This is a genomic window from Euzebya tangerina (assembly GCF_003074135.1).
Classification (GTDB): Bacteria; Actinomycetota; Nitriliruptoria; order Euzebyales; family Euzebyaceae; genus Euzebya; species Euzebya tangerina.
In genome coordinates, this window is the sequence record NZ_PPDK01000001.1 from 2,370,421 (window position 1) to 2,383,726 (window position 13,306).

Annotated in this window: 14 protein-coding genes; 13 read left to right on the top strand and 1 reads right to left on the bottom strand. The window is 70.0% G+C overall.

What is annotated here, in order from left to right; genetic code table 11:
- Positions 1 to 7 precede the first annotated feature (7 nt).
- The 11 genes from murI (at position 8) to C1746_RS10980 (ending at position 10,110) form a co-directional block, all read left to right on the top strand.
- On the top strand, positions 8 to 844 hold the full coding sequence (murI, locus tag C1746_RS10930) for a glutamate racemase (RefSeq protein ID WP_116714622.1): 837 nt from the start codon (positions 8 to 10) through the stop codon (positions 842 to 844).
- Positions 841 to 1,605 carry an MBL fold metallo-hydrolase gene (locus C1746_RS10935; RefSeq protein ID WP_162867632.1) on the top strand — a complete coding sequence of 255 codons (765 nt, stop codon included), beginning with the start codon at positions 841 to 843 and terminating at the stop codon, positions 1,603 to 1,605. The genes murI and C1746_RS10935 overlap by 4 nt, the downstream gene beginning before the upstream one ends.
- The gene (gene rph / locus C1746_RS10940) at positions 1,602 to 2,372 is read left to right on the top strand and encodes a ribonuclease PH (RefSeq protein WP_116714624.1); all 771 of its coding nucleotides are present in this window, start codon (positions 1,602 to 1,604) and stop codon (positions 2,370 to 2,372) included. Before C1746_RS10935 ends, rph begins: the two co-directional genes overlap by 4 nt.
- A complete protein-coding gene (gene rdgB, locus C1746_RS10945; RefSeq protein WP_116714625.1) occupies positions 2,369 to 3,049 on the top strand; it encodes an RdgB/HAM1 family non-canonical purine NTP pyrophosphatase in 681 nt (226 codons plus the stop codon). The genes rph and rdgB overlap by 4 nt, the downstream gene beginning before the upstream one ends.
- Complete coding sequence (gene pdhA, locus C1746_RS10950) at positions 3,046 to 4,146, top strand: pyruvate dehydrogenase (acetyl-transferring) E1 component subunit alpha (protein WP_116714626.1); 1,101 nt, start codon at positions 3,046 to 3,048, stop codon at positions 4,144 to 4,146. Before rdgB ends, pdhA begins: the two co-directional genes overlap by 4 nt.
- A 52-nt stretch (positions 4,147 to 4,198) precedes the next feature.
- The gene (locus tag C1746_RS10955) at positions 4,199 to 5,734 is read left to right on the top strand and encodes an AAA family ATPase (protein WP_116714627.1); all 1,536 of its coding nucleotides are present in this window, start codon (positions 4,199 to 4,201) and stop codon (positions 5,732 to 5,734) included.
- Positions 5,724 to 6,656 (top strand): DUF5667 domain-containing protein, encoded by a 933-nt coding sequence (locus C1746_RS22500; RefSeq protein WP_205711809.1) that lies wholly within the window; start codon positions 5,724 to 5,726, stop codon positions 6,654 to 6,656. Before C1746_RS10955 ends, C1746_RS22500 begins: the two co-directional genes overlap by 11 nt.
- Before the next feature lie 62 nt (positions 6,657 to 6,718).
- Complete coding sequence (locus C1746_RS10965; RefSeq protein WP_116714628.1) at positions 6,719 to 8,701, top strand: ATP-binding protein; 1,983 nt, start codon at positions 6,719 to 6,721, stop codon at positions 8,699 to 8,701.
- On the top strand, positions 8,698 to 9,126 hold the full coding sequence (locus C1746_RS10970; protein WP_116714629.1) for a roadblock/LC7 domain-containing protein: 429 nt from the start codon (positions 8,698 to 8,700) through the stop codon (positions 9,124 to 9,126). The genes C1746_RS10965 and C1746_RS10970 overlap by 4 nt, the downstream gene beginning before the upstream one ends.
- Positions 9,123 to 9,524, top strand: a complete 402-nt coding sequence (locus C1746_RS10975; RefSeq protein ID WP_116714630.1) for a DUF742 domain-containing protein — start codon at positions 9,123 to 9,125, stop codon at positions 9,522 to 9,524. The genes C1746_RS10970 and C1746_RS10975 overlap by 4 nt, the downstream gene beginning before the upstream one ends.
- Positions 9,505 to 10,110, top strand: coding sequence for a GTP-binding protein (locus C1746_RS10980; protein WP_116714631.1), 606 nt, complete (start codon positions 9,505 to 9,507; stop codon positions 10,108 to 10,110). The genes C1746_RS10975 and C1746_RS10980 overlap by 20 nt, the downstream gene beginning before the upstream one ends.
- 30 nt (positions 10,111 to 10,140) lie before the next feature.
- On the opposite strand, the gene C1746_RS10985 is transcribed toward C1746_RS10980, so the two are convergent.
- Positions 10,141 to 10,395 carry a hypothetical protein gene (locus tag C1746_RS10985; RefSeq protein WP_116714632.1) on the bottom strand — a complete coding sequence of 85 codons (255 nt, stop codon included), beginning with the start codon at positions 10,393 to 10,395 and terminating at the stop codon, positions 10,141 to 10,143.
- A 139-nt stretch (positions 10,396 to 10,534) separates the two neighbouring features.
- On the opposite strand from C1746_RS10985, the gene C1746_RS10990 reads away from it, so the two are divergent.
- Both C1746_RS10990 and C1746_RS10995 read left to right on the top strand, forming a co-directional pair.
- A complete protein-coding gene (locus tag C1746_RS10990) occupies positions 10,535 to 11,827 on the top strand; it encodes a dihydroorotase (RefSeq protein WP_116714633.1) in 1,293 nt (430 codons plus the stop codon).
- A 45-nt stretch (positions 11,828 to 11,872) separates the two neighbouring features.
- Positions 11,873 to 13,237 carry a GH1 family beta-glucosidase gene (locus tag C1746_RS10995; protein ID WP_116714634.1) on the top strand — a complete coding sequence of 455 codons (1,365 nt, stop codon included), beginning with the start codon at positions 11,873 to 11,875 and terminating at the stop codon, positions 13,235 to 13,237.
- Positions 13,238 to 13,306: the final 69 nt, after the last annotated feature.

A 13,306-nucleotide genomic window follows, 5' to 3' on the forward strand; every position in this document is an offset into this window, starting at 1 on the left:
CGACGCCATGGCCGATCCGCGCCCCATCGGGGTATTCGACTCCGGCGTGGGCGGGCTCACGGTCGCCCGGGCGCTGATGGACCTGCTCCCCGACGAGCAGATCGTCTACCTCGGCGACACCGCCCGAGGCCCCTACGGCCCGTTGCCACAGCCAACCGTCCGCGACTACACCCGACAGGACGTCGACTGGCTGATCACCCGCGACGTGAAGATGGTGGTCGCCGCCTGCAACACCGCGACGGCCGCCGCCCTCGAGGTCGACCCGCTGCGATTCGACCGCCCCGTCGTGGGCGTGATCGAGCCGGCCGTCGAGACCGCCATCCGCGCCACCCGCTCGCGTCGCGTCGGGGTGATCGGGACGGAGGGAACCATCACGTCGCGGTCCTACGACCGGGCCGTCGCCCGCATCGGCGGTGAGGCAACCAAGCTGTTCAGTCAGGCCTGTCCACGCTTCGTGACCCTGGTGGAGGAGGGCCGGACGACGGATCCCGAGGTGCTGGAGGTCGCTCGGGCCTACCTCGCCCCCCTGGTGGCCGCGCAGGTGGACACGCTGATCCTCGGCTGCACCCACTACCCGCTGCTGACCGGCGTGATCAGCTACGTCATGGGCCCAGACGTCGTGCTCGTCTCCTCGGCCGAGACCTGTGCACGATCGGTCTTCGCGCAACTGATCGATCATCGTCTGCTGGCACACCACGCCGGATCGACGCCGGGCACGGTGGACCACCGCTTCGCCTCGACCGGAGACCCCGCGACCTTCGCACGGCTGGCGCGTCGCTTCCTGGGCCCCCGACTGTCGGACTCAGAGGTGCTCGCGGCCAGCGACGTCGCCACGTCCTCGTGAAGGTCACCGTCATCGGCAGCGCGGGCACCCACGCGACCGCCCAGCGCGTCTGCAGCAGCTACCTGCTGACCCACGAGGGCACCAACCTGGTCCTCGACCTGGGCCCTGGAGCCCTCCACAACCTGTCCAAGGTGATCGATGTCGCCGAGCTGGACGGGATCATCATCAGCCACCTGCACCCCGACCACTACCTGGATCTCTACGGCCTGTCCTACGCGTTGCGCTTCCACCCCGATCAGGCCCGCCGCGACCAGCCCCGAGCGATCCCCGTCTATGGACCCGCCGACCTGGTCCAGACCGTCGGCGCGATCCTGCCCGAGGACTCGGAGGAGCGCTTCGCCGAGGTGCTCAGCCTCACCGAGGTCGGCGACGGTGACCGGCTGCGCGTCGGGCCGTTCGAGGTCCGGTTGATGGCGATGAACCACTCCGCCCCCTGCCTCGGATCACGGGTCGAGGCCAACCGCAAGACGGTGGCCTACACCGGCGACACCGCGCCCACGCCCGCAACGACACCACTGGCCCGGGACGCCGACCTCCTCATCTGCGACTGTTCCTGGCTCGAGTCCCAGCGTCCCCTGCCGGCCGACACCCACAACACCGGTCGGGAGGCGGGGGAGGCCGCTGCCGAAGCCGGTGTCACCAGGCTGCTGATCACCCACGTCTCGCCGACCAACGATCCGGCCGCTGTCGCCGCCGAGGCTGCAATGGCGTTCGACGGTGAGATCATCGTGGCGACCGACCTCATGGAGATCACCCTGTGACCACCCCCGACGTGACCACGTCCCCCACACCCGACCGCCACGACGGCCGCGCCGACGACGACCACCGGCCCTTGGAGATCCGCACCAACGTGCAGTCCTACGCCGAGGGCTCGGCGCAGATCCACATGGGCGACACCCACGTGTTGTGCTCGGCCAGCGTGACCGACGACGTACCCCGATGGCTGCGGGACTCCGGCTCGGGCTGGATCACCGGTGAGTACTCGATGCTGCCCCGCGCCACGCGGGAGCGGACCGGACGCGAAGCCGCTCGGGGCAAGCAGAAGGGCCGCACCGTGGAGATCCAACGGCTGATCGGCCGCTCGCTGCGCGCCGCGGTCGACCTCGACACCCTCGGCGCGGTCTCGATCACCATCGACTGCGACGTGCTGCAGGCGGACGGCGGCACCCGGACGGCCTCGATCACCGGTGGCTGGGTGGCGCTGGCCATCGGCCTCCACGCCGCCGCCGAGCGGGGCATGATCGCACGGGTCCCCGAGCTGACGCAGGTCGCCGCCATCAGCGTGGGCATCGTCGACGGGGCCGCCGTCCTGGACCTCGACTATGTGGAGGACTCGGGCGCCGAGACCGACATGAACGTCGTGATGACCGGCGACGGACGGCTGATCGAGGTGCAGGGGACCGCGGAGGGTGAGCCCTTCGACCGCGCGGAGCTGACCGCCATGCTGGACCTGGCGGCTACCGGCTGTGACCGCCTGTTCGCCGCGCAGCGCGAGGCTGTGACGGCCGCGACGTCCTCGTCCGCATGAGCGGGCCGCTCCGGCTGGTCCTCGCAACCCACAACCAGGGCAAGGTCGCAGAGCTGCGCGACATCCTGGCCGACCCGACCTTGGACCTGCCTGTCGTTGACCTGCTGAGCGCCGACGACGTTGGTCTCCCCGATGTCGAGGAGACCGGTGACACCTTCCAGGCCAACGCACTGCTCAAGGCCCGGGCGGGTGTGGCTGCCAGCGGTCTGCCCTGTGTGGCGGACGACTCCGGGCTCGAGGTCGATGCGCTCGACGGTGCCCCTGGCATCTACAGCGCCCGGTACGCCGCTCGTGAAGACCCTGCCCGTCTCGCTGATGACACGACGACCGACACGGCCAACCTCGAGCTGGTGCTGGACCGGCTGTCCGGCGTCCCCACCGGGCAGCGGACCGGCCGGTTTGTGTGCGCGGCCGCCGTGGCCTGGCCCGATGGGACCGAGGACGTGGTGCGAGCGACCATGGAGGGCACGCTGTTGGATCACACCCGCGGGGACGGCGGCTTCGGGTACGACCCCATCTTCCTCCCCGACGGCCACGCTATCACCTCCGCGGAGATGACACCGGAGCAGAAGCACGCCATCAGCCACCGCGGCAAGGCGTTCCGGCAACTGGCGACCCGAATCGCCGCCAACCCGCATCTAGAGTTCTCGACGACACCCGCTGAGGAGACACGTTGAGCGACCACCCCGACCTGGCGGCACGAGCCGCGGAACTCCTACCCGACCCGTTGCTGCTGCAACTGCTCTCCGACGACGGCGTCCCGGCCACCGTCGACGGCTTCCCCGCCCCCACCTCCGAGGCGATGCTGCAGCTGTACCGGACCATGAAGCTGGTTCGAGCCGTCGACCGGCAGTCCATCCTGTTGACGCGGCAGGGTCAGTTGGCCGTCTACCCCTCCAGCCACGGCCAGGAGGCGGCGCAGGTCGGCGCGGTCCTGGCGCTGCGGGAGCAGGACTGGCTGTTCCCCTCCTATCGGGAGACCGTCGCCATCATCGCCCGCGGCGTCCCGCCGCTCGAGTCCATGCCGCTGTTCAAGGGCACCTGGCATGCCGGCTGGGATCCCCACGCCTACCGTGTCATGCCGCACTGCACGCCGATCGCCACCCAGTGCGTCCACGCCGTCGGGTTGGCCCACGCCGCCACACTGGCCGGGGACGACGTGGTCTCGATGACGTTCTGCGGCGACGGCGGGACCAGCGAGGGGGACTTCCACGAGGCGCTCAACTTCGCCGCCGTCTACCGGGCGCCGACCGTGTTCGTCGTCCAGAACAATGGCTGGGCGATCAGTGTCCCCTCGGAGTCCCAGACGAAGGCGCCGACGTTGGCCCACAAGGCTGTGGGATACGGCATGCCGGGTGTCCGCGTCGACGGCAACGATGTTTTGGCGGTGCACGCCGCGGCAACCCAAGCCGTCGCCCGGGCGAGTCGGGGCGACGGACCCACGTTGATCGAGGCGATGACGTACCGCGTGGAGGCCCACACCACGGCCGATGACGATCTGCGCTATCGCTCCGAGGAGGAGGTCGAGGCGTGGCGACGGCGGGATCCGATCGCCCGGATGGAGGCGTTCCTCGCCGCCGCCGGTATCGCCGACGAGACGCTCTTCGCCGACGCCGACGACGCCGCCAGGGCGGCGGCCGCAGAGTTCCGGGGCGGCATGTTCGATGCGCCACACGGAGATCCGCTGGAGATGTTCGCCCACGTCTACGTCGACCCACCCAGCGAGATGATCGCCCAGCGGGACCGGCTGTCCCGCGAGCTGGCCGCCTCCTGACGGGAGGGGAAGGCATCAGATCGGCGCGCGACGTGCCGATACTGAGGACGCCATGCCGCAGGAACACGCCAACATCGAGTTCGCCGAACAGCTCGGCGTTCATCTGCGCGCGCAATTCCCGCTGCTGCTGGTCGACACGGTCGAGGAGCAGCGGCTGGTCGACAAGGTCGCCGCGGCCACCGAGCCGCTCAGCATGCGCTGCCTCACCTGGGACAGCGTCTCCGGGTTCTCCTCGGTCCACGACAGCCGGTCCATGGCCCCCGCCACCGATCCCCTGGACGTCCTCGAGCGCCTCCGGGGCATGAGCAGCAACTCCGTGGTCGTCCTCAAGGACTTCCACACCCAGTGGGAGAACCCACAGGTCCTGCGGGCGACCCGGAACTATGCGCAGCGTCGCGGAGAGGCCGGGCCGACCGTCATCGTCGTGGGTGCCGGGGCCACCCCGCCGCCCGAACTGGCCGACAGCGCCGTGATCCTGGAGTTCCCCCCGCCCAGCCGAGTCGAACTGCAGGCCGTGTTGCGCGAGGTCCTGGAGGGACGGTGGGTCCGTCGCGAGTTGGACGACGGCGGAATGGACCGGCTGATCGAGTCCGGTCGCGGTCTGACGCTCGAGCAGGCCCGCCGTGTGTTCACCAAGGCCGTGGTGGCCGACGGGGTGCTGGACCACGGCGACATCCGGCTGGTGCTGGAGGAGAAGAAGGCGATCATCGCCACCTCCGGGGCCCTGGAGTACCTGGAGCCCGATGAGGCGGCTGAGGACGTCGGCGGTCTGGACGCACTGAAGGAGTGGCTGCGCCTGCGCGAACGCGGCTTCTCCTCCTCCGCCCGGGAGTTCGGCCTCCCGGCTCCGAAGGGCATCGCGCTGGTCGGCCTGCCGGGCACCGGCAAGTCCCTGACGGCGAAGACGATCGGGTCGCTCTGGGGCGTGCCGTTACTCCGCCTTGACATCGGCGCGATCTACTCCTCCTTCATGGGAGAATCCGAGAAGCGTGCCCGGCACGCACTGAAGCTGGCCGAGACCATCGCCCCGTGTGTGGTGTGGATCGATGAGCTGGACAAGGCCATCAGCACGGGGAGCAACGACAACGGCACCTCCACCCGGGTGGTCGGGACGCTGCTGACGTGGATGAGCGAGAAGACCGCCCCGTGCTTCGTCGTCGCCACCGCCAATGACATCTCCAAGCTGCCCCCCGAACTCCTTCGGCGCGGCCGGTTCGACGAGGTCTTCTTCCTGGATCTGCCCACCGAGTCCGAGCGGCGCGAGATCCTGGCCGTCCACATCCGCGCGAGCGGCCGCAACCCCGACAGCTTCGACCTCGAGACCGTTGCTCGGCACACGGACGGCTTGGTGGGCGCCGAGCTGGCTCAAGCCGTGCACGATGCCCTCATCGTCGCCTTCGACCACAACCGCGAGTTGACGACGGATGACCTGCTGGCCTGCGGGGCCCAGGTGGTACCCCTGGCGGTGTCCCAGCGGGAACGGGTCGCATCGCTCCGCGCCTGGCTGGCCGAGGGGCGTGCGAAGCCGGCGTCGCGAGAGGCCGCTGCGTCACCGGTGCCACCCCAGAGGGTGACCGGTGCATGGTGAGGCGGCGCACGGCACTGATGAGCGGTTCTTCGAGCGCTCGGGTGTCGTCGCCACAGCCCTGATCGTCGCGCTTCTGATCGCCCTGGCCAGCACGGCCGCGGCAGCCAACCAGGCGGGCCCGGGCGACCCGCTGTACGGCGCCAAGGCGACCGTCCAGGATCTCCGGCTGGCGCTGACCCTGGACCCGACGGACCGGATCCCCCGCGCCATGGACTACGCCGCGGCACGGGTGGAGGAGGCTCGAGCCGCGGTCGTGGCCGAGGAACCCGAACTGACCCGCGCGGCGCTGACCAGCGCCACAGGGCACGTCCGGACCGCGGTGGACACCGCCGTGGAGTTGGAGGATCAGGAGCTGGCGGACCTCCTCCTCGATCGACTGCTCGAACTCGAGGAGCAGGTCGCCACCCTGATCCGCCAGATCGAAGGGCCGTTGCCGGCCGCCGTAGCCCTCGCTGACCTCGTCGAACGGTCCCAGCTTGCCGTGGCGGAGATCGCCGGCCGTGAGTTGCCCGTCGACCCGACCGCAACCCCGACGCCCATCGACCGGGCGACACCGCTGCCGACCCCGAGGCCGACGCCGACCCCACGGCCCACGCCGACCAGCCCAACCGAGCCGGCGACACCGCAGCCGCCCGACGGTGGCACCTCCACCGGACCCACCCCACCACCCGACCCGGGCCCGGACGAGGTCGCTCCTGCGGCACCGGCGCTGCCGGGCGTTGACCCGGCCCAGGCGCCGAGGCCTGGCGCGGTGGCACCGCCGCACCAGCCCCCACCCGACGGTGCCCCCGACCCATCCACGCAGAACCCCCTCGAGCCGACGCAACCGGCTCCAGCCGGCCCGCCGGTCGACGACGCACCCACCATCGACATCCTTCCTGCTGATCAGCCGCAGTCCGTGGTCGCACCAGATTCCCGATAGCCTGATTAGACTCTCCGTGGCGGAGCATCGAGGAGGCTCCGGCCCGCGAGTCGGAGGTGGCAGTGCAACAGCGCGAGACGAGAGACGCCGCAGCGGAACTCAGCGATGTCGACCTTGCCTTCCAGGGCTGGCATCGGCTGCTCCGCTTCCTGCTGGTCCTCGACGCGGTGGCGCTGGGCCTGTTCGCCTTCTTCCGGGAGGTCGACACCATCGAGCTCCTCGGGTTCGTCGCCGTGCCGCTGGCCCTGGTCGGGGCCGCAAGCCTCGTGGGCAGCGACCGGTTCCGCTCGGCGCTGGTCGCGATCGGCTTCAGCTGGTGTTCATGGCTGATCGTGGTCTGGTCCGGCGGTGCCATCGAAGCCCACTTCCACGGCCTCGTGGTGATCGGCCTGGTGGCCCTCTACCAGGACGGCCCTCCCGTGGTGCTCGTCGCCGTCGGGCAGATCCTGCTGCACGGCCTCGGTCTGGTCGACCCGCCCTTGGTCTACAACCACCAGGCCGCGATCGACGCGCCGGCGGTGTGGGGCTTCATCCACGTCATCGCCATCCTCGGAGCTGTCTCCGTGCCCGTCTTCGTCTGGCGTGGCAGCCGCGACCGTGCCCAGGCCTATGCGAGCCGCGCCTCCAGCAAGGCCTTCGCCGTCGCCGACGCCCGCCGACGCAAGGAGTTGGCCCAGGTCTACGCCACCGTCGCCCGGCGCAGCCAGAGCCTGCTGGAACGACAGATCGGCGTGATCGAGGAGCTGCAGCAACACGAGCAGGACCCCGACTCTCTCCAGCGCCTGTTCACGCTGGACCACCTGGCCACCCGCATGAACCGAGAGGCCACGTCGATGTTGGTCCTCGCCGGCGGGGAGCCAAGCCGTCGCGTGACCGGCAATCCGCCGCTGTCGGAGGTGGTACGGGCTGCCGTCGGCGAGATCGAGTCCTACACGCGCGTGGACGTCCGATTGGAGGACGATCGTTCGGTCACCGGGCCCGTCGTCGCGGCGCTGGTCCATCTCCTGAGCGAGCTGGTCGAGAACGCCACGATGTACAGCGCTCCGAGCACGCGCGTCGACGTGATCGGCGGCTCCACGACCGACGGCGGGTACGAGCTCCTCGTCAGGGACCGCGGGATCGGCCTGGACGAGCAGAAGCTGGAGCAGTACAACACCCTGCTGTCGGAGGGGTCGAACACCGCCACCGTCGACACGCAGCGGCTGGGCTTCGAGGTGGTCGGGCGGCTGGCCGACCGCTACGACATCACGGTCACGCTGGACCACAACATCAGCCAGCGCGGGGTCAACGCCACCATCGGCATCCCGGCCGCCCTCCTGCTTCGTGCTGAGGTGTCGGCTGGTCAAGCCAGCTCCACCGCACTGGGCGCGCCACCGGCGCAGCTGACTTCCAGCACACCTCGCTGGGCACAGGCCACCGCACGAGCCGGGCAGGGGGACGGCGTGGCCACCCCGAGCCGCACCGCGGCGGAACCGGAGACACCGGCGCCTGCGGCCACCACCGCGCCCACGCCGGTTGCGCCGGCACCCGCAGCCCAGTCCGGGCAGCCCAGCTGGTCCTACGGGGGCCACCTCAAGCCACAGGAGCCAACACCAGAACCGGTGGCCAAGCGCGGGTTCGGCCGCGGATCCCGCTCGCAGGTCACCGGGCTGTCGGTGGCCGAGACCGACGACGCAGCCGGATCGCTGGACGCGCCGGTGTCGTGGGCCGTGTCCCAGGAACCCGGCCAGGTGCCGACCGAGCCGCCGATCACCCCCGACGGCGGAGCTCCGCCTCCCGACGGGGACACCCCGCAGCGCGACGCCGATGTCGCGGCGGAGGAGCCCGAGGCCGCACGGGTCGGTGGGCTTCCGAAGCGCTCGCCGGGGGCCTCTCTGCCGACACAGCTGCAGACGCCGACCTCCGGCATGCCGGCACGAAGCAGTTCATCCGCTCCGGTATCCCGCGAGGAGTCCCGGTCGCTACTCTCCAGTTACCAATCTCGGCTCCAGGCAGGTCGAAAAGCCGCCGAAGATCAGATCTCCGACGAAAACGACAGCTCGTGAACCTCAACCACCTCTCCGATGACGCCCGCAACCTCAACTGGTTGGTGGGCAACTTCACGTCGAAGGTGCCGGGGGTGGCCAACACCCTGGTGTTGAGCGCGGACGGCCTCCCGTTGGCCATCAGCGACAACCTGGATCGCGAGGCGGCCGATCAGCTGTCCGCCATCGCCAGTGGACTGTCGAGCCTGACCCACGGTGCGGCGCGCTGCCTCGCCGCTGGGGCCGTCAAGCAGTCGATCGTCGAGATGGAGGCCGGGTTCCTGTTCGTGCAGACGATCTCGGACGGCTCCATCCTGTCCGTCCTGACGACGACGGATGCCGACCTCGGTCTGATCGGGTACGAGATGGCGTTGCTCGTCTCCCGCGTGGGCGACGTCCTCACGCCGGCGCTGCGAGTCGAACTGCAGGCTGCGCTGCCCACATGACCGCGCCAGAGAAGCCCGACGCGCGATCGCCGGCGTCCAAGGCTGCCAAGAGCTACTCACGTCTGACACGCCCCTACGCACTCACGGGTGGGCGCACGGAGCCCACCGACACCAGTCTGGCCATCGAGGCACTGGTGGAGAACACCGACTCGGGGCTGCGGGCCCGCGACTCGCTGACGTTCGAGAAGCGAGACATCATCGACCTGACGACCGAGACGCTCAGCGTCGCCGAGGTCGCCGCCCACCTGCAAGTGCCGCTCGGCGTGGCCCGGGTGCTGGTCGGCGACCTGGTCGAAGACGGGTACGTCGTCATCCACAAGCCGGCCGCGCCCACACGAACGGGCGGTCAGGATCCGAAACTGCTGCAGAAGGTGCTTGATGGTCTCCGCTCGCTCTGAACGCGGACACGGTGTCGGGACCCGCATCGCGCCGACCCCGACCAAGATCGTGATCGCCGGCGGCTTCGCGGTCGGCAAGACGACGTTCGTCGGAGCCGTCTCCGAGATCGACCCCCTACGGACCGAGGCCGTGATGACGGTCGCGTCGGTGCCGACGGATGATCTCAGCCACGTCGCCAACAAGACCTCGACGACGGTGGCGATGGACTTCGGCCGCATCAGCCTGTCCGACGAGCTGATCCTCTACCTCTTCGGAACCCCGGGCCAGGGCCGCTTCTGGTTCATGTGGGACGACGTCTGTCACGGCGCCATCGGCGCGGTGGTGCTGGTCGACACCCGTCGCCTGGAGGACTCCTTCGGGCCGATCGACTACTTCGAGAACCGGGGCATCCCCTTCATCGTGGCCGTCAACGCCTTCGAGGGGGTGCTACGCCACGATCTCGAGGACGTCCGCGAGGCGCTGGGGCTTGACCGCAGCGTCGCAGTCGTGCGGACCGACGCCCGGCTCAAGGACAGCTGCACCCAAGCACTGATCGACCTCGTCGAATTGGCCTTGCAGCGAGCCAAGAAGGCCGGTGTGCGCTGACCCTGGCCTGATGGCCCGGCGGGGGTCAGGTCAGTCGAACAGCACCCAGGCCGCCAGGGCGCCCATGACGACACCCGCACGGCTGTGGGAGGACCGGGCCAGCGCTGTGAGCGCGTCATCCCAGCCGAGGAGCGCCATCAGCAGCGACGCCGCCACCACGTCGGAGTTGTCGTCGTTCAGCGTCCGGGTGACGAGCTCCTCGGCGGGGGCGACCAGCAGACCGGCTTCGTAGCGGGCTCGTGGGGCGTCGGCGCCTGGGATGGACGTGCGGTTCGGGGTTGACATCGGGGTCTCCGTTTGAGTTGCTGCCGCCGGAACTCGATCAGTTCGGGTCTCGGCTTGTGGCGTCTCCAACCGTGAGCCTGCCCCCAATCAGCCAGCCAACGCCCGGTTTGGTCAACTCTTTGCCTCTACGCTGCCGATCATGGACGCACGGATCATCAGGGGGGCAACCCTGCCTGGCAACGCGGCGTACGAGGCCGTCCCGGCCGACGTGGTGATCGAGGACGAGAGGGTCGTCCACGTGGCCCCAGCAGGGGCGGCGGACGCCGGAGGCCGAACTGTGACGGAGGCGACCGGTCTGCTGCTCCTGCCCGGCCTGGTCGACATCCAGGTCCACTTCCGCGAGCCGGGCACCCCCGAGGCCGAGGACGTCGCCAGCGGAGCGGCCGCAGCCGCCTCGGGAGGCATGACGGCCGTCGTGATGATGCCGAACACCACGCCGCCGCTCGACAACGTCGACATCGTCCGAGCGGTGCTGCGCAGCGGCGACTCCGCGCCCGTCGAGGTGCACACCTCCGCCTGCATCACCCGTGGTCGTGCCGGCGAGGAACTCGTGGATGTCGATGCACTGCACGCCGCGGGTGTTCGGGTCTTCACCGACGACGGGAACTCGGTGATGAACGCCAGGCTCATGCGCCAGGCACTGCGGGCAACAACACGGCTGCCCGGGATGGTCGTCAGCCAGCACTGCGAGGACGAGTCCCTGGTCGCCGGCGGGGCGGTCAACGAGGGGCCGGTCGCCGAACGGTTCCAGGTCGGTGGACGACCTGCCGTCGCAGAGGAGATCATCGTGGCGCGGGACATCGCCCTGGCCGCCGACACCGGCGGCCGCTACCACGTCCTGCACCTGTCCGCGGCCGGTTCGCTCGAGCAGGTCCGGCGTGCGAAGGCCGCTGGGCTGGCCGTGACCTGTGAGGTCACACCGCAACACCTGGTCCTGACAGAGACAGCGGTGGAGCGCCTGGGGACCCACGGCAAGATGAACCCGCCCCTGCGGACCGACGCTGATGTCGAGAGCCTTCGGATGGGGCTCGTCGACGGCACCGTGGATGCCGTGGCCACGGACCACGCCCCCCACGCGCCGGATCGCAAGGCCGCGCCGCTGGCCGATGCCCCACCGGGGATGCTGGGCGTGGAGACGGCCGCGTCTGTGGTGTGGACGCACCTGGTGCACCCGGGGATCATCAGTGCGGCCCGCGCGGTGGAGGTGCTGTCGAGCCGACCGGCCGCGATCGTCGGGCTGGCGGACCACGGTGGGCCCATCACGGCTGGGATGACGGCGAACCTCTGCCTGTTCGATCCGGCCCACAGATGGACTGTCGCGCCGGAGGACATGGCCAGCCGGTCGCGCAACGATCCCTTCGCGGGGGAGGAGCTGACCGGGCGGGCGGTGCTCACCCTCCTGCGCGGCACGCCGACGCTCGACCGTCTCTAGGGATTCCAGCACCTCTCAGGGCAGTGGCCGTTTAGGGTTGCGCGCATGCCGATCATCGAACCCCGCGAACTTGCCAGTCGACTGCCGGCGTCCCTCCGGATGGGCACGGCGACGTCCTCCTACCAGATCGAGGGGGCCACCGACGTCGATGGTCGTGGCGTGGCCAACTGGGACACCTTCTGCGCCAAGCCGGGCACGATCGATGATGGGTCGAGCGGCGCCGGTGCCTGCGACCACTACCACCGGTATCCGGCGGACGTCGCGCTGATGGCCGAGATGGGCCTGGACGTCTATCGCTTCTCGGTGGCCTGGCCGCGGGTCGTTCCGCAGGGCAAGGGGGCCGTGGAGCAGCGTGGCCTGGCCTTCTACGACCGCCTGGTGGACGAGCTGCTGTCGGCAGGCATCGAGCCGGTCCCCACCCTGTACCACTGGGATCTGCCCCAGGCGCTGGAGGACACCGGTGGGTGGACCAACCGGGACACCGCCGGTCGGTTCGCCGACTATGCCGGCATCGTGGTGGACCGGCTGGGTGACCGGGTCACACGGTGGGCGACCCTCAACGAGCCGTGGTGCTCCTCCCACCTGGGCTATCACAGCGGGACACACGCTCCGGGGGAGCGGGATGCGGGCAAGGCCATGGCGGCTGCCTACAACCTGCTGCGCGCGCACCACCTGGGGGACCAGGCGATCCGGGCGGCCCACAGCGACGCCGAGGTCGGTGTGGTCCTCAACGTCACCACGGTGCGGGGTGATGACGAGGAGGCCGTGCGGGCGCTCGATGCCATTCGGAACCGCTGGTGGCTGGATGGCTGCATCAACGGGACGGTGCCCGAGGACGCGCTGGCCGCCTGGTCTCTGGTCGCCGAGCCGGACGTCCGCGCGGGTGACCTCTCCGGCGCTCGCCCGGACTGGCTCGGGATCAACTACTACTTCCCCGACTACGTCACCACCGATCCGTCGGCCGAACCGCTTCCCGACGCCTGTGTCGAGCCGGCGCGCACCCAGCCATACGACGGGCCCACAACAGCGATGGGCTGGCGGATGGAGCCGGAGGCGTTCCGGGATCTGCTCCAGCGCGTGCACCGCGAGTGGGGGCCCATCCCGATCGCCATCACCGAGAACGGTGCCGCGTTCGACGACGACCCGCCGGTCGACGGTCGGGTTGCGGACCCGCGCCGCACGACCTATCTCAGCGAGCACCTGGCCGCCCTGGCGGAGGCGATCAACAGTGGCGTGAACGTGACGGACTACATGGCATGGTCCTTCATGGACAACTTCGAGTGGTCCTTCGGGTATGAGAAGCGCTTCGGGATCGTCTACGTGGACTACGAGACCCAGGAGCGCACCATGAAGGACAGCGCCCACTGGTACGCCGAACTCGTGGATGCGCTGCAGAGTCGGCGCTCCTAACCCCAGCGGCGCGGCATGGTCGCGTCCGCTGGCCGCCGAAGTGGTCCGTCCCCAGGGAGTAGCGTCAGC